Origin of the sequence: Amycolatopsis minnesotensis (genome assembly GCF_039529815.1) — a bacterium.
In the GTDB taxonomy this organism is placed as follows: domain Bacteria; phylum Actinomycetota; class Actinomycetes; order Mycobacteriales; family Pseudonocardiaceae; genus Amycolatopsis; species Amycolatopsis minnesotensis.
Map to the genome: position 1 here is coordinate 1 of NZ_BAAANN010000008.1, position 15,013 is coordinate 15,013.

The window sequence follows — 15,013 nt, forward strand, 5'->3', positions numbered from 1 at the left end:
CGCCCCCGCAAAACCCTCAACTGGCTCACCCCCAAAGAAAAACTCACCATGCTACTGTCCTAAATAGAGCATGTTGCGACCACCGCATGAATCCGCCGCCCCTTCAGGGCATGCGCAGCGGACCTCACCACTCGACATCCATAGGAGCGTCCGTCAGGACATCGGGTCAGGGACCGCTCAGCCGGGAAAGTGCGGCGTCCCAGCTCTTCCAGGAGCCTTCGGGGCGCGAGGGCAGGAGCGGGACCACTTCGCTGTCGCCGCGGCGTACCGCGGGGTGGCGTCGCGCGAGCACGGACAAGGTTCCGCCCGGCCCGGCTTCGACCAGCGTGAACCGGCCTCCCGCGAGCAGCGCGTCCAGTGCGGGCCAGAAGAGCACGGTGGTGGCGAGCTGCCCGGCCCAGAACTCGGGGGAGCGCGCCTCGCCGTCGCTGATCCGCCGCGCGGTCCTGGTCGACACGATCGGTACCGAGGGCGGACACAGCGGTACACGGGCGAAGGCCACTTCCCACGCGCGGGCCGCCGACGCGACCGCGGGGCAGTGAAAAGCCTGCACGGCCGGGACCCGCCGGGAGAACAAGCCGTCACGGGACATCGCTAAGTCCACTGTGGACAGCGAAGGTTCGGTGCCGGACACCACGGTCTGCTTCGGTGCGTTGCGCGCGGCCACCCCGAGGCCGTTCCCGTGTGCGCACAGGTGGGGGAGCACCTCCTCCGGCGTCGCCGCGACGGCGAGCATCCCGCCCGCCGGCGTGTGCGCCATCACCTCGGTGCGGGCGGACATGAGCGCGGCGGCGTCGGCGAGCCCGAATACCCCGGCGAGCGCGGCCGCGGCCAGCTCGCCGACGCTGTGCCCTAACAGGACGGAAGTGTGGATTCCCTGCGCGGCAACGGCTCGGCCGAGCGCGTAGCCGATGGCGAACAGCAGTGGTTGAGCCCGCGTCGCATCGTCCAAGGAAACCCGGGGCGAATCGGTGAGCCAGTCGGAGCGCACCGCGCCGCCGTCGGGCAGGAACGCGAAGAACTCGTCCATCGCGGCGGTGAAGACCTCTTCCCGGTCGTAGAGCTCCACCGCCATCCCGGGGTGCTGGGCTCCCTGTCCCGGCAGCAGCAGCGCCACCGGCCGCGGCTCACGCGTGGTCAACGACCGCTTCGATCACGTGCAGGTACGAGTTCAGCGGCCGGACGTCCACCAGCCGCAGCCCCGCCGCGGCGACCAGTGCGAGCAGGCCGTCCTCGGTGTGCTTGCGACCGCCGACGTTGAGCAGGAGCAGCAGGTCCATGGCGGTGGTGAAGCCCAGTTCGGGGCTGTCGTCGAGCAGGTTCTCCAGCACCAGCACCCTGGCACCGGGACGGGCGGCCCCGGCCACGTTGCGCAACGTGGTCACGGTGCTGTCGTCGTCCCATTCGAGCACGTTCTTCAGCACGTACACGTCGGCGGGGACCGGGACCTCGTCACGGCAGTCCCCGGGGACCAGGCGAACCCGGCCGGCGAGCGGTCCGCCCGGACGCAACCGGGGGTCCGCGTTCGCGAGCACACCGGGCAGTTCGAGCAGCGCGCCGCTCAGGTCCGGATGGCGTTCGAGCAGCGTGGCGAGGACGTGCCCCTGCCCACCGGCGATGTCGGCGACCGTCTCGCTGCCGTCGAGTTCGATCCGGTCGGCGATCGCGGTCGCCGAGAGCCTGCTCGACTGGGTCATCGCCCGGTCGAACACCTCGGCGGACTCCGGCGCCTCGGCGTGCAGGTACTCGAAGAAGTCCTTGCCGTGCAGCAGGGGGAACACACTGGTCCCGGAGCGGACGGCCTCGTCGAGGTGCGGCCACAGCTCCCACGACCACGGTTCGGTGCCCCAGAGGACGATGTGCTTCAGGCTGCGCGGCGCGTCCTCGGCGAGCAGCTTCGACATCTCGGTGTGGCGGTACCGGCCCGCTTCGTCCTCCGCGAACACCCCGTGCCAGGCCAGCGTGCGCAGCAGGCGGCCGAGCGCACCGGGGTCGGTGCCGGTCGCCGCGGCCAGTTCCTCCACAGTGGACGGTTCATCGCCGAGTGCGTCGGCGATGCCCAGTTTCGCCGCGGCGCGCACGGAGGCGGCGCGGGCGGCGCTCAACGCCAGCTCGCGGAGGTGGCGGACCGCGTCCGGGATGGCGGTCATCGGGGCGCCCCCGCGGCGGCGTGCTCGCTGATCACCGCGAACGGCGCGGGTTCCGCGGTGGCGAGCCGCTTGATGTCTTCGAGCGGAACGGAGAACTCCTTGCCGCTGATCGCGGCCCGGTGCGAGTCCACGTCCTCCCATTCGGCGGTCTCGACGAACACCGCGGGATCCTTGAGCGACCGGCAGAGGCGGTGGGCGCGAAAACCCGGCTGCTTCGCGGTGTGCGCGGAGATCCGGCCGAGCGCGCGGAGGAATTCGCTCTCGTCGCCGGTCACCGTGAACCGGGTGATGAAGACGAACATGGGCGTCCTTTCCTTTCAGGGGCGGAGAAAGCGGTCGCGGAGGTCGCGGCGCCGTACCTTGCCCGTCGGCGAGCGGGGGATCTCGGGGACCAGGTCGACACCGGCGAGCCGTTCGTAGTAGGGCACCTGGTCGTTGACGAATTCCGCGAGCTCGGCGGGTTTCACCGTGTCGTCGCGCGCGACCACCAGCCCGTGCGCGACCGCGCCGCTGATCTCGTCCGGCCGGTCGAGTACGACGCAGTCGACGACACCCGGATGCCGTGACAGCACGCGCTCGACCTGGCTCGGTGACACCAGCCAGTTGTCGCACTTGAACACGTCCTTGAGCCGGTCGACCACGAACAGGGAGCCGTCTTCGCCGAGGCGGCCGACGTCGCCGGTGGCGAACCAGCCGTCGGCGGTCAGATCGTCGGCGAGTTCGCGGCCGAGGTAACCGGACATCAGCTGCGGGCCCCTGACCTGGATCTCGCCGACGCCGCCGACCGGGAGCACGGTGGTGGCGCCGATCTCCACGATCCTGGTCTCGCCGCCGGGCACCGGGAGACCGGCCGAACCCGGCACGGGCCGGTCGAGGTCGCCGAGGTGGACCGACGGCGCGGTCTCGGCGAGCCCGTAACCCTGCACCACCGGCACGCCGAAGTGCTGGCCGAGCGCGGTGGCGGTGGTGGTGGGCAGTGCGGAGCCGCCGGAGAGGAAGGCGCGCAGCCGCGGGGCTTCCAGGTCGCGCAGCCGCGGGTCCCGCGCCAGCAGGGTGAGCCTGCCGGGCAGGTCGTAGAAGTGGGTCGCGCGGACGGCCCGCGCGGTGTCCACCGCCGCGACCACATCGGCCTCCTGGCAGAGCACGTGGGTCGCGGCGGCGGTCACGCCGATGTTGAGGTGCATCAGGTGGAAGGTCGGCAGGTGGTTGAGCAGCACGGAATCACCGGTGAGCTGGTGCGCGTACGCGGTCTGCGCGGCGTTGACGGTGAGGTTGGCGTGGGTGAGGCGGACGGCCTTCGGCGCGCCGGTCGTGCCGCTGGTGAACTGCAGGCAGGCGAGGTCCCCCTCGTCGAGCATCGGCTCGGTGAGCGGCGCGTCGGCGGCGAGGTCGTCCATCGTGGGCATGCCGTGGCCGGTGTCCTCGGTGAGCACGGTCAGCCGGAGATCGGGGAGCCGGGGGTGGATCACGGCCAGCTTCGGCCGCACGGCCGGTGGCGCGACGAGGGCCTGCGCGCCGGCGGTACCGAGCACGTGGGCCAGGCCGTCCTCCCGCAGCAACGGGTTCACCAGCGCGCTGACGTGCCCGGCGCGGGAGATGCCGTAGTAGGCGATCGCGAACGCGGGATCGAGCGTCATCGCCAGCGCCACCACCGCCGGGCGGGTGCCCAGTGCCGCGCGCAGCCCGGCGGCGAACCTGGTGGCGGCCGTTTCGAGTTCGCCGTAGGTGAGGGCCGCCGATCCCGACCGGATGGCCACGCGGTCCGGTGCCCGCACGGCGGCCCGCCGCAGCAGGTCGTGCACCAGCGGCCCGCCGAGCAGGCCGGAGATCGTGTCGAGCGCGGGACCCCGCGCGAGGCTTGCCGTGATGCGCATCCGACGAGGTTCGCCGACCCGCTTCGGCTCGGCTTCGACGCCGGTTGGGGCCCCGGTCCGGCTCGAACCGGAGTCGAACCGCGGCGCACACGCTCTTGGCATGCGAAACGAGGGTCCCGAGGTGTTGGTGGCGGGGGCAGGGCCGGTCGGCCTCGCCGCGGCTTACGAGCTGACGCGGCGCGGTGTCCGCGTGCGGGTGGTGGACCGGGCCGACGGGCCCGCCACCACCAGCCGTGCGACCGCGACGCACGCCCGCACCCTCGAGATCTACCACCAGATGGGCATCCTCGGCGATCTGCTCCCGCGCGGGCAGCGCGCGGAGAACTTCACCATGCACCGCAACGGCCGCGTGCTGGCCAGGCTCGGGACCGACTACTCGACGCTGCCGACCCGGTTCCCCTTCACCCTCCAGGTCGACCAGGTGATCACCGAGGAGGTGCTGCGCGAGCGCCTGCACAGCCGTGGCGTGCCGGTGGAATGGGGCGTCGCGCTCGAAGACATCGATCGGCGCGCGGACGGGGCGGCGGCCTGGCTGCGGCGTGCGGACGGCTCCGTCGAGGAACAGGTGGTGCCGTGGCTGATCGGCGCCGACGGCGCGCACAGCACGGTCCGGGCCAGGCTCGGCTTCGAACTGCTCGGCGAGTCGACGGAAACCTGGCTCGTCGCGGACGCGGTGCTGGACGCGGACCTGCCGCGCGACAGCCTGCACTGGCTGCACACCGGGGACGGCACGCTGCTGCTCGTCCCGTTCCCCGACCACGGGAAGTGGCGGCTGCTGGACACCGTCGACGTGGATTCGGACGACCCCGATGTGGTCGCGGCCCGGTTCGCGCGGAAGATTTCGCGCGCGCTCGGCCGCCCCGTCGAGGTGTGCACGCCGAGCTGGCTTTCGGTGTTCACGATCCAGCAGCGGATGATCCAGCGGATGCGTGCCGGGAGGTGCTTCGTGGCAGGCGACGCGGCGCACGTGCACAGCCCCGCGTCTGGGCAGGGGATGAACACGGGCATCCAGGACGCGGTGAACCTCGCCTGGAAGCTGGCCGACGTGATCCGCGGCCACGCGGGCGAAGCACTGCTCGACAGCTACGCCGCTGAGCGGGTGCCCGTCGGCGAGGTACTACTGGGGACGACCAAGACGGCGACCGCGCTGATCGCGTTGCGCAACGCGGCGGCGCCGGTGCTGCTGCCGCTGGGACTCGGCGTGCTCAACGCCGTGCGCCCGCTCAAACACCGCGTGGAGCGCAAGATCATGCGGACCATGTCCGGTCTCGCACTGTCCTATCCGGACAGTCCGCTGAGCCTGCCGGGTGCGGCGCGCGGCACCGGTTACCGGCAGGGTGACCGGGTGGGCTGTTCGGAGCGGGCGCACGAGAGCAGCGCGGGCTGGCGGGCGCTGTGCACGGAGCTGACCGATCCCCGGTGGACGTTGCTGGGTTTCGGCGCCGGGAACCGGGCCGCACTGGAGCATATCGACCGTCGCTACGGCGCGGCCGTTTCGGTCCGCACGGTCATGGAGTCCACTGTGGATTACGAGGGGCCATGGCCGCTGGCCGATCCCGGTGACGTGCTGCGCGACGCGTTCGGGGCGCGGGACGGGGAGTTCGCGCTGATCCGCCCCGACGGGTACCTGGCAGGCACCGGGCCGCTCGGCGACGGGCGCGATGCGGAGTCATGCCTGCGGGCGATCCACTTGCTGCCGAAGGAACATTCCCCGGCGCGATGAAGGAGCGTGCGATGCGCATCATCGACCTGTCGACCCCGATCGACGCCTCGGTGTGGGAGCCGAACCCGATCGAGCACCGGGTGATGTCCGCGGCCGAGGGCGGCGCGCACATGGCCGAAGGCATGCGCCGCAACCACGGGCTCGACTTCGACCCGGCCGACCTGCCCGGTGGTGAGCTGCTGTCGCTGGACACGATGACGCTGACCACCCACACCGGCACCCATGTGGACGCGCCGTCCCACTACGGGTCCGTCGCGGAGTACGGCGAGCCGAGGCACATCGACCGGATGCCGCCGGACTGGTTCGTGCGTCCCGGTGTGGTGCTCGACCTGACCGGCGAACCGGTCGGCGCGGTGGGCGCGGACCGGCTGGCGCGGGAGTTCGACCGCATCGGGCACACCCCGGCGCCGATGGAGATCGTCCTGCTGCACACCGGCGCGGACCGGTTTTCGGGCACACCGAAGTACTTCACGGACTTCACCGGTCTGGACGGTCCGGCCACCGACCTTTTGCTGGACCTGGGCGTGCGGGTGATCGGCACCGACGCGTTCAGCCTCGATGCCCCGTTCGGCCACATGATCAAGGCCTATCAGCGCACCGGGGACGATCGCGTGCTGTGGCCGGCGCATTTCGCCGGGCGAAGGCGGGAGTACTGCCAGATCGAGCGGCTGGCGAACCTCGGGTCGCTGCCGGGGCCGACCGGGTTCACCGTGTCGTGCCTGCCGGTGCTCATCGCGGGCGCGGGTGCCGGATGGGCCCGCGCCGTAGCGATGATCGAGGACTGAAACTAGGCAGTGTCTGACAGTGGTTGATTTCCTGAGCGGCTCCGCCGCCGAGGAAACCCTGCCTACGGGGCGAGGTCGTCGCGGGTCACCCGGCGCGCCCGCACGAGTAGCTCGCCGCGGACGCGCACGAGGACGTCTTCGCAGACGCAGACCCGGAACAAGGCCGACGGCCCGCCGCGCGGGGTCGCGAACACCATGGCGTAGCAGGAAACCCGCCACGTCCCGTCACCGAACGGCTCGACGTCCACCATGCCGTGCCAGTGCCGCCGCACTTCGCCGGATTCCGCGAGTGCGGCCGCGGCGCGGTGCATCGAAGCCGCGATCGCCGCGCGGCCGTTCGCCGCCGGGACGGTCGGGACCTCGAACGTGCCGTCCTCGGTGAAGGTCCGCGCCCAGTCGTCGATCGCGCCGGAGTCCAGCAGCCGCAGGTGCCGCGCGTAGAACTGCTGGACCTCCGCGTAGAGCTCCGCCGAGGCGAACCGGGCAGGGCGTTCACCGGTCTGTGTCGTCATCGCCCCAGCCTGGCGTGCCGGGTTCGAACCCGGTTCGAATCCGGCCTGAAGCACCGGTGTGACGCTGGGGTTTCCGCACCAGGCGAGGAAGGGAAACCCATGTCCGAAGAAACGGGAACGGTCAGCACGGTGGGGCGAGCGAGGGCCGTCATGGCGCTCAACAACGCGTACTTCCAGTCCAAGATCATGCAGAGCGCGGTCGAGCTCGGCGTGTTCGAACTGCTCGCGGACGGGCCGGCCGACGCGGAGACACTGCGCGAAAAACTGGGCATCCAGCACCGGATGTACCGGGAGTACTTCGGTGCGCTCGTGGGGGTGGGACTGCTCGAATTCGACGGTGAGCGCTACCGGAACAGCGCCGACGCGGACGAGTTCCTGGTGCCGGACCGGGCCGCGTACCTCGGGGGAACCGCGCGGCAGCACGCGAAACTGCACTACCTCGCGTGGGGCAAGCTCACCGAGGCGTTGCGGGACGGCCACGCCAAGTCCGAGGTCCGGCCCGAGGGTGGGACGAAGGCGTTCACCGAGTACTACGAAGACCTCGACCGCGCGCGGCGGATGATGACCCATGTGGACGCCCACAACGGTTTCATGGCCGAGGAGCTGGCGAAGCACATCGACTGGCGCGACGTGAACACGTTCGTCGATGTCGGCGGTGCGCGGGGAAACCTCGCGGCCCGCATCGTGCTCGCGCACCCGCACCTGACGGCGGGGGTCGTCGACCTCCCCGCGCTCGAACCGCTCTTCGACGACCTCGTGCGCGATCTCGGCGTCGCGGACAAGGTGCGGTACCACGGCGGCGACTTCTTCGAGTCCGAGTGGCCGGTCGCCGACCTGGTCGTGATCGGGCACGTGCTGCCGGACTGGCCGGACCCGGAGCGCCGCAAGATCGTCGCCAGGTGCTTCGAAACGGTGCGGCCGGGTGGCACGCTGGTCGTCTACGACGCACTCGTCGACGACCAGCGCGACCCGGACACCCTGCTGCGGCGGATCAACAGCACCATGATCCGCGACGACCACCTGCCGTGGTCCGTTTCGGACTGTCAGGAACTGCTGGCGGAGTTCGGATTCACGGTCGAGCGGCTGTTCATCTCCGACACCATCGCGCACGACCACGTGATCGTCGCGACCAAGCCGGGATGAGCGCCGGCTACTTGGCCGCCGCCCGGTAGCGCCAGACGGCGAGCGGCGCCACCACGATGATGATTCCCACGGACCAGATCACGGCGGTGAGCACCGGGTTCTGCAACGGCAGCGAGACGACGGTCCCGTGCGAGCCGGGGTTGCCCCAGAGCAGGCGGCAGGAGTCGGTGACCGCGCTGATCGGGTTCCAGTCGGCGATGACCCGCAGCCAGCCGGGCATACCGTCGGTCGGCACGAACGTGTTGGCGATCATGGCGAGCGGGAACATCAGCGGCACCGCGTGGTCGGCGGCCTCCTCGGTCTTGAAGATCAGGCCGAGCAGGACGCCGACCCAGCCGACCGCGTACCGGAACAGGAACAGCACGCCGAAACCGGCGACGGTGAGCCACAGCCCGCGGTGCGGCTGCCAGCCGACGACGAGCGCGCACACCGCGACGCCGGTGAAGTTGATCAGCCCGGTGGCCAGCGACGAGACGGTGTGTCCGAACGGGACGGCCGAGCGCGCCATCGGCATCGACCGGAACCGGTCCATCACCCCGTCGGCGAGATCGCCCGCGACCGTGGTGATGGTGACCCCGATCCCCATCATGGCCTGCATGGCGAAGATCCCCGGCATCAGGTATTCGCGGTAGTCCCCGCCGCCGGGCACCATGATCGCGCTGCCGAGCACGTAGCCGAACAGCAGCACGATGATGGCGGGAAGGACGATTTCGCTGGCGAGCCCGCCGGGATCGCGGAAGAGGTGCTCGAGTTCGCGCCGCACCAGCACGAAACCGTCGGACGCCGCCCAGCGGATCCTGGCCAGCGGCGTCTTGGGCGGGGTGGGGACCCAGAGAGCGGCGGTCATGCCGTCACCTCCTGCCGGGTTTCGTCCGTCGAATGGCCGGTGAGTTCGAGGAACACGTCGTCGAGGGTGGGGCTGCGCAGCGTCATGTTGTCGATGTGCACGCCGACCGCGTCGAGTTCGCGGACGATGGCGGCGAGCGCGCCGGGCTCGCCGTCCACCGCGACGCTGGCCGTCCGCGTGCTGGGGTAGAGGATCGGCTCGCCGCCGGTGGCGCGGTGCAGTGCGGTGCGCGCTTCGGCCAGGTCGCCGGAGGTGGGCACCACGACGTCGATGTGCTCGGCGCCGACCTTGTTCTTGAGCTGCTCCGGTGTGCCGGTGGCGACCACCCGGCCCGCGTCGATGACCGCGATGGAGTCGGCGAGGTGATCGGCCTCGTCGAGGTACTGGGTGGTGAGCACGACCGTGGTGCCGTTCTGGACGAGGTCGCGGACGGCGGCCCACACCTCGGCGCGCCCTCGCGGGTCGAGGCCCGTGGTGGGTTCGTCGAGGAACAGCACCGCGGGCGCGATCAGCAGGCTCGCGGCCAGGTCGAGCCGGCGCCGCATCCCGCCGGAGTACGTGGACACCACGCGGTTCGCGGCGTCGGTGAGGTGGAACCGGCCGAGCAGTTCGTCGGCCCGTTCCTTCGCGACGCGGCCGGGCAGGTGGTAGAGCTTCCCGAACATCCGCAGGTTCCCGCGCCCCGTGAGCTTCTCGTCGACGGCGGCGAACTGACCGGCGAGCCCGAGGCGGTACCGGGCGCGTTCGGAATCCCGCACCACGTCGATGCCGTCGACGAAGGCGCGGCCGCGGTCGGGTCTGAGCAACGTGGCGAGGATGCGCACGGCGGTGGTCTTGCCGGCACCGTTCGGCCCGAGTACGCCACAGATGGTTCCGGCGGGTACCTCCAGGTCGAGCCCGGTGAGCGCCTCAGTGGCGCCGAAGCGTTTGGCGACTCCGTCGACGAGCACCGCGAGGTCGTTTCCCATGTCGTGTACCTCGATACAGTGTATTGGTGGGCGATACGTCGTATCATTCTGCTGTACACCGTATCAGGTTGGTATGCTGCGGGACCAGAAGGAGGAGGTGAGGTCGTGGCCGAACGGTCCACACCGAGGTACATCTGGGCCGAGGCGCCGCTCGACCCCGCTCCTTCGCTGAGCCGGGACAAGATCGTCGAGGTCGCGATCACGATCGTCGACGCCGAAGGGCTCGACGCGTTGTCCATGCGCCGCCTCGGCACCGAGCTTTCGGTGCGGCCGATGTCGCTGTACCGGTACGTGCCGAGCAAGGACGACCTGCTGGAGCTGATCAACGACGCGGTGCTGGGGGAGCAGCGGCTCCCGGAAAAGCCCTCCGGGGACTGGCGCGCGGACCTGCGGCTCGCCGCCACCGAGCAGCGCGCGGTGGCGCTGCGGCACCCGTGGAGCGTGACCACGTCGATCGGCAGGCCCGCGATGGGGCCGAACGCGGTGCGGGTGACCGAGTTCGCGATGGCCGCGCTCGACGGGTTCGGCCTCGACATGGACACCATCAACGGTCTGGTCGGCATGCTGCGCGGGTACGTTTTCGGGAACGTGGCGGAGGACCTCGCGCAGGCCGAACTGACCCGGCGCACCGGCATCACCGACGAGCAGTGGGAAGAAATCTTCATTCCCTGGGTCGAGCGGCTGCTCGCCGACGGCAGGCACCCGATGATGGCCCGCTTCATCCGCGAAGCGGATCACTGGAACGACGACAGGGTGTTCGAGTTCGGCGTCGAGCGAATTCTCGACGGCATCGCCGCCGCACTCCCTTCCAGCGCCTGAGCGCCCGATTCGAAGCGCGCTCGAAAACGCGCCGAATCCCCCTGGTGAGACTGGGATCTCCGCGATCCGGCGGTTCCGGCCACGAAGGGATCCGACGTGCTCACCGGCACCCGTGTCATCGACCTCAGCCATGTCATCTCGAACGGCATGATCACGCACCCGTGGCTGCAGCGCCCGGTGGTGAACGAGTTCGTCACCCGCGACCAGTCGGCGGCGTTCTCCGCGGCCGGGGTGACCTTCCAGCTCGAAGTGATCAGCATGCCGGGCAGCACGGGCACCTACCTCGACGCGCCGTTCCAGTTCCATGTGGACGGTCCGGACGTGAGCGCGGTGCCGCTGGCGAGGCTGTTCGACATCCCGATCGTGGTGGTGCGCGTACCGGACGGCCGCGCGATCGGCGCCGGACCGATCCGCGCCGCGGGTGATCTCCGCGGGGCCGCGGTACTCGTGCACACCGGCCATTCCCGCTTCTGGGGCGAGGGCGCCTTCTTCCGCGATTCCCCTTATCTCACCGCGGATGCCGTTGCCGAACTGGTTTCCGCGGAGCCGCTGGTGGTCGGGATCGACTCGCAGAACATCGACGACGGGACGGACAAGGCGAAGCCGGCGCAGCACCGGCTGCTCGGCGCGGACATCGCGCTGCTGGAATGCCTGAACCGGCTGCACGAGGTGCCGGACCGCGGCGCGTGGCTGCGCGTGCTGCCGACGCCGGTGCGCGGGGCGGGCAGCTTCCCGGTCCGCCCGGTGGCGGTGATCCGGTGAACGGGAAGCGGATCGTCGACCTGAGCCACGAGGTCTACGAAGGCATGCTCACGCATCCGTGGATGCCGAAGCCGACCGTCACCGAGTACATCAGCCGCGAGCAGTCGGCCGGGTTCCTCACCGGCGGGGTGAGCTTCCACCAGGTGCAGGTGACCATGGCAGGCAGCACCGGAACCGTCCTGCAGGTGCCGTTCCAGTACTACGCCGAGGGCCCCGACCTCGCCGGGTTCCCGGTCGAGCACCTCGTCGACGTCCCGATCGTGGTGGTGCCCGCGGCGGGGCACCCCGAGATCCCGGTCGGGGTGTTCGCGGATCTCGGCGATCTCGAAGGCACCGCGGTGCTGCTCCACACCGGCCAGGACCGGTTGTGGGGCACCAGCGACTACTTCGAGGACACCTGCTTCCTCGCCCCCGAAACCGTGGACTACCTCACCGAAGCGCGGCCGAGGGTCGTGGGGGTCGATTCGAAGAACACCGACAGCGGAGCCGATCAGGGAAAGCCGGCGCAGCACCGGTTGCTCGGTGCCGGGATCGCGGTGCTGACCTCCCTGACCGGACTCGGCTCGCTGCCTCGCACGGGCGCCGCGCTCACCGTGCTCCCGGTGCCGGTCGCGGGGGCGGGCAGCTTCCCGGTGCGCCCGGTCGCCGTCATCGAAGAAGCCGACCGAAAGGACGCGTGACCGTGAAGACCTGCGAAGTGGTGCGGGAAACCGCCGTGGCCGCACCGGCCTCCGTCGTGTACGGCCTGGTGGCCGACGTCGACCGCTGGACCCATCTCTACCCGCCCGCCGCGCACGCGGAATACCTCGAACGCGGCCTCGACGAGGACCTCGTCGAGCAGTGGTCCGTTGTGGACGAGCACACCGTGCGGCACTGGGTGGTCCGCAGGGGGCTCGATCCCGTTCGCGAGCGCACGATCTCCTTCGAACACGATCCGGCGGGGCCGCTCGCGGTCCGCGGCGACTGGACGTTCGAACCGGGCATCGGGGACAGCACGGTGGTGCGGATGCGCCACGTGTTCGCGGACACCGGCAATCGCGACGAGATCGCGGCGCGGATGGCGGAATCCAGCGAGCGCTACCTCACCTGCCTGCGCGACTCCGCCGAACGGCGCGAAGAGCTGGAGCAGATCGTGATTTCGTTCGAGGATCCGCTTTTCGTCTCCGGTTCGGTCAAGGACGTCTACGAGTACTTGTACGAAGCGGACAAATGGCCGGACCGGATCCCGCACGTGACCCGGCTCGTGCTGGAGGAGAACACCCCCGGTGTCCAGTTCTTCGACATGGACACCGTGAGCGCCGACGGCTCACGGCACACCACGCGGTCGGTGCGGATCTGCCTGCCCGACGACAAGATCGTCTACAAGCAGATCCGGACCCCGAAGATGCTCGAGGCGCACACGGGGCACTGGCTGTTCACCGAGACCCCGGAAGGCGTCGTCGCCTCGGCGCGGCACACCGCGACCATCCGGCCCGCCATCGTGCCCGAGGTGCTCGGCGCCGGCGCCGGTGTGCCCGAGGCGCGCCGGTACCTGCGGCGCGTGCTGTGCGCGAACAGCGTCAGCAACCTGCGTCTCGCCAAGGAATTCGCCGAGCAGCGCGCCGGGGTCTGACCGTGCGCGAGTGGAAGGACAAGCCATGACAACCCCGTTGCTCGCCGAACCGTTCAACCCGGTCTTCCAGCTCGATCCCTACCCGTCGCTGGCGAAGCTGCGGCTGGCAGGCTCGCTGCACCGGGTCCCGCACCCGTTCCTCGGCGAGATCTGGCTGACCACGCACCACCGCCTGGTGCGCGAGGTGCACAGCGACCCGCGCTGGGTGAAGCCGATCGACGACGATGACGACGGCGTGGCGTCGTTCGACTCGCCGCCGCCCGAGCACACCCGGCTTCGCGGGCTGGTGCAGAAGGCGTTCACCGTGCGGCGCATCGAGCAACTGCGCGCGTGGGCGACGGAAATGACCGACGGCCTGCTCGACCGGCTCGCCGCGCGCGGCACGGTGGACCTGGTCACCGAGTACGCGGACGCCATGCCGATCGAGGTGATCCGCAAGATGGCCGGGCTGCCGCCGGAGTACGCGGCGGAACTGGTCGAGCTGATGCAGGGCTTCCTCGGCGAAGCGGACCTGGAGCGGCAGCGGCTGATCTTCGAGCGCGCCGAGCAGTACGTCGCGGGCGTCATCGAAAGCAAACGCGCCGCTCCTGGTGGCGACGACCTCGCGAGCGACCTGATCGCCGTCCGGGACGGTTCGGACCGCCTCACCGAGCCGGAACTGGTCAAGGTGCTGATGACTCTGCTGGTCAACGGCGCGGCCACGACCACCAACGTGATCGGCACCGGGGCGCTCGCGCTACTGGAGAACCCGGACCAGTACGCGCTGCTCGCCGCGCGCCCGGAGCTGACGTCCTCGGCGGTGGAGGAGATGCTCCGCTACGAGTGCCCGGTCGGCGGGATCGCCTGGGCGGCCGCCGCGGACCAGGAGTTCGAGGGCGTGCGGTTCGGCAAGGGCGAGATCCTCGGCACCTCCCTGCAGGCGGCCAATCGGGATCCCGCGGTGTTCCCCGACCCCGACCGCTTCGACATCACCCGCGCGCCGAACCCGCACCTGACCTTCTCGCACGGCATCCACCGCTGCCTCGGCGCCGAGCTCGCCAGGATGGAGCTGCAGGTCGCGATCGGCGCGCTGGTGCGGCGGTTCACCAGGATCGGGCTCGCGGGCCGGCCGCGGTGGCGGGGCGGGCCCGCGGTGCGCGGCCTGCTCGAACTGCCGGTGACACTGGCGTGAGCGATGGGCGGGCGGGCGCCGACGGCTACGGCGGCTGGGTGCTCACCTGGTACGACCTCTTCGTGCTCGGTGTGGTGTGCCCGGTGGTGTGGCGCTGTCCTCGCCGCGAGATGCTGGCGGCCTACGACCGCAACGTCGGCGCCCGCCACCTCGACCTCGGCCCCGGCACCGGGTACTTCCTGGCCCGGTGCCGGTACCCGGTCGACGTTCCCGAGCTGGCGCTGGTCGATCTCAACGACTCGGTGCTCACCCGGTCGGCGCGCCGCGTCACCCGGTATTCGCCCACCCGGTTCCGGCGGGACGTGTTCGAGCCGCTGGACCTCGGCGAACGGCGGTTCGACTCGGTGGGGATGAACTTCCTGCTGCACTGCCTTCCCGGCGGGATGGCCGCGAAGGGGCGGGTGTTCGACCACGTGCTGCCGTACCTGGAGCCGGGCGGCCGGATCTTCGGCAGCACCGTGCTCGCCGAAGGGGTCCGCCACGGCCCGCTGGCGGCACGCGCACTGGAGTCGCTGAACTCGGACGGCACGATGCACAACCAGGACGACTCGCTCGACCGCCTCGACAAGGTGCTGGCCGCCAGGTTCGGCGACTACCGGCTGCGCACGCGTGGTTCCGTCTGCTTCTTCGAGGTCACCGTGGCTTGA

The 15,013-nt window shown here is 70.7% G+C and carries 16 protein-coding genes; 9 read left to right on the forward strand and 7 right to left on the reverse strand.

Features of this window, described 5'->3' with window-relative positions; translation table 11 throughout:
- Positions 1 to 166: 166 nt before the first annotated feature.
- From ABD256_RS11660 to ABD256_RS11675, 4 genes are read right to left on the reverse strand one after another with little or no spacing between them, the layout of a single operon-like run.
- The gene (locus ABD256_RS11660; protein ID WP_344416673.1) at positions 167 to 1,141 is read right to left on the reverse strand and encodes an acyltransferase domain-containing protein; all 975 of its coding nucleotides are present in this window, start codon (positions 1,139 to 1,141) and stop codon (positions 167 to 169) included.
- The gene (locus tag ABD256_RS11665; protein ID WP_344416675.1) at positions 1,128 to 2,150 is read right to left on the reverse strand and encodes a methyltransferase; all 1,023 of its coding nucleotides are present in this window, start codon (positions 2,148 to 2,150) and stop codon (positions 1,128 to 1,130) included. The genes ABD256_RS11660 and ABD256_RS11665 overlap by 14 nt, the downstream gene beginning before the upstream one ends.
- Positions 2,147 to 2,452: an antibiotic biosynthesis monooxygenase family protein gene (locus ABD256_RS11670; protein ID WP_344416677.1), complete on the reverse strand. Its 306-nt coding sequence runs from the start codon at positions 2,450 to 2,452 to the stop codon at positions 2,147 to 2,149. Before ABD256_RS11670 ends, ABD256_RS11665 begins: the two co-directional genes overlap by 4 nt.
- A gap of 15 nt (positions 2,453 to 2,467) precedes the next feature.
- Complete coding sequence (locus ABD256_RS11675; RefSeq protein WP_344416680.1) at positions 2,468 to 4,024, reverse strand: class I adenylate-forming enzyme family protein; 1,557 nt, start codon at positions 4,022 to 4,024, stop codon at positions 2,468 to 2,470.
- 100 nt (positions 4,025 to 4,124) lie between these two features.
- Here ABD256_RS11675 and ABD256_RS11680 point away from each other — a divergent pair, with 100 nt between their 5' ends.
- Positions 4,125 to 5,747 (forward strand): FAD-dependent oxidoreductase, encoded by a 1,623-nt coding sequence (locus tag ABD256_RS11680; protein ID WP_344416683.1) that lies wholly within the window; start codon positions 4,125 to 4,127, stop codon positions 5,745 to 5,747.
- An 11-nt stretch (positions 5,748 to 5,758) separates the two neighbouring features.
- The gene (locus ABD256_RS11685; protein ID WP_344416686.1) at positions 5,759 to 6,532 is read left to right on the forward strand and encodes a cyclase family protein; all 774 of its coding nucleotides are present in this window, start codon (positions 5,759 to 5,761) and stop codon (positions 6,530 to 6,532) included.
- 62 nt (positions 6,533 to 6,594) lie between these two features.
- Here ABD256_RS11685 and ABD256_RS11690 read toward each other — a convergent pair whose 3' ends face one another.
- Positions 6,595 to 7,044: a nuclear transport factor 2 family protein gene (locus tag ABD256_RS11690; protein ID WP_344416688.1), complete on the reverse strand. Its 450-nt coding sequence runs from the start codon at positions 7,042 to 7,044 to the stop codon at positions 6,595 to 6,597.
- 99 nt (positions 7,045 to 7,143) lie between these two features.
- Between ABD256_RS11690 and ABD256_RS11695 the strand changes: the two genes are divergently transcribed.
- Positions 7,144 to 8,187: a methyltransferase gene (locus ABD256_RS11695; protein ID WP_344416690.1), complete on the forward strand. Its 1,044-nt coding sequence runs from the start codon at positions 7,144 to 7,146 to the stop codon at positions 8,185 to 8,187.
- A gap of 7 nt (positions 8,188 to 8,194) precedes the next feature.
- Here the strand turns inward: ABD256_RS11695 and ABD256_RS11700 are convergent, their stop codons facing one another.
- On the reverse strand, positions 8,195 to 9,034 hold the full coding sequence (locus ABD256_RS11700) for an ABC transporter permease (protein WP_344416692.1): 840 nt from the start codon (positions 9,032 to 9,034) through the stop codon (positions 8,195 to 8,197).
- Positions 9,031 to 10,002, reverse strand: coding sequence for an ATP-binding cassette domain-containing protein (locus tag ABD256_RS11705; protein WP_344416694.1), 972 nt, complete (start codon positions 10,000 to 10,002; stop codon positions 9,031 to 9,033). Before ABD256_RS11705 ends, ABD256_RS11700 begins: the two co-directional genes overlap by 4 nt.
- Positions 10,003 to 10,107: 105 nt before the next feature.
- On the opposite strand from ABD256_RS11705, the gene ABD256_RS11710 reads away from it, so the two are divergent.
- The 6 genes from ABD256_RS11710 (at position 10,108) to ABD256_RS11735 (ending at position 15,013) form a co-directional block, all read left to right on the forward strand.
- Positions 10,108 to 10,821: a TetR/AcrR family transcriptional regulator gene (locus ABD256_RS11710; RefSeq protein ID WP_344416696.1), complete on the forward strand. Its 714-nt coding sequence runs from the start codon at positions 10,108 to 10,110 to the stop codon at positions 10,819 to 10,821.
- 96 nt (positions 10,822 to 10,917) lie between these two features.
- On the forward strand, positions 10,918 to 11,583 hold the full coding sequence (locus ABD256_RS11715; RefSeq protein ID WP_344416698.1) for a cyclase family protein: 666 nt from the start codon (positions 10,918 to 10,920) through the stop codon (positions 11,581 to 11,583).
- On the forward strand, positions 11,508 to 12,263 hold the full coding sequence (locus tag ABD256_RS11720; protein WP_344416700.1) for a cyclase family protein: 756 nt from the start codon (positions 11,508 to 11,510) through the stop codon (positions 12,261 to 12,263). Before ABD256_RS11715 ends, ABD256_RS11720 begins: the two co-directional genes overlap by 76 nt.
- Positions 12,260 to 13,195: an aromatase/cyclase gene (locus ABD256_RS11725; RefSeq protein WP_344416702.1), complete on the forward strand. Its 936-nt coding sequence runs from the start codon at positions 12,260 to 12,262 to the stop codon at positions 13,193 to 13,195. The genes ABD256_RS11720 and ABD256_RS11725 overlap by 4 nt, the downstream gene beginning before the upstream one ends.
- Positions 13,196 to 13,220: 25 nt before the next feature.
- Positions 13,221 to 14,366 carry a cytochrome P450 gene (locus tag ABD256_RS11730; protein ID WP_344416704.1) on the forward strand — a complete coding sequence of 382 codons (1,146 nt, stop codon included), beginning with the start codon at positions 13,221 to 13,223 and terminating at the stop codon, positions 14,364 to 14,366.
- Positions 14,363 to 15,013, forward strand: a complete 651-nt coding sequence (locus ABD256_RS11735) for a class I SAM-dependent methyltransferase (protein ID WP_344416706.1) — start codon at positions 14,363 to 14,365, stop codon at positions 15,011 to 15,013. The genes ABD256_RS11730 and ABD256_RS11735 overlap by 4 nt, the downstream gene beginning before the upstream one ends.

Excerpts from the sequence above, each read along its gene's own strand:
- ABD256_RS11665 (WP_344416675.1), bottom strand. The coding sequence starts at position 2,150 with ATGACCGCCATCCCGGACGCGGTCCGCCACCTCCGCGAGCTGGCGTTG.
- ABD256_RS11670 (WP_344416677.1), bottom strand. The coding sequence starts at position 2,452 with ATGTTCGTCTTCATCACCCGGTTCACGGTGACCGGCGACGAGAGCGAA.
- ABD256_RS11675 (WP_344416680.1), bottom strand. The coding sequence starts at position 4,024 with ATGCGCATCACGGCAAGCCTCGCGCGGGGTCCCGCGCTCGACACGATC.
- ABD256_RS11680 (WP_344416683.1), top strand. The coding sequence starts at position 4,125 with ATGCGAAACGAGGGTCCCGAGGTGTTGGTGGCGGGGGCAGGGCCGGTC.
- ABD256_RS11685 (WP_344416686.1), top strand. The coding sequence starts at position 5,759 with ATGCGCATCATCGACCTGTCGACCCCGATCGACGCCTCGGTGTGGGAG.
- ABD256_RS11690 (WP_344416688.1), bottom strand. The coding sequence starts at position 7,044 with ATGACGACACAGACCGGTGAACGCCCTGCCCGGTTCGCCTCGGCGGAG.
- ABD256_RS11695 (WP_344416690.1), top strand. The coding sequence starts at position 7,144 with ATGTCCGAAGAAACGGGAACGGTCAGCACGGTGGGGCGAGCGAGGGCC.
- ABD256_RS11700 (WP_344416692.1), bottom strand. The coding sequence starts at position 9,034 with ATGACCGCCGCTCTCTGGGTCCCCACCCCGCCCAAGACGCCGCTGGCC.
- ABD256_RS11705 (WP_344416694.1), bottom strand. The coding sequence starts at position 10,002 with ATGGGAAACGACCTCGCGGTGCTCGTCGACGGAGTCGCCAAACGCTTC.
- ABD256_RS11730 (WP_344416704.1), top strand. The coding sequence starts at position 13,221 with ATGACAACCCCGTTGCTCGCCGAACCGTTCAACCCGGTCTTCCAGCTC.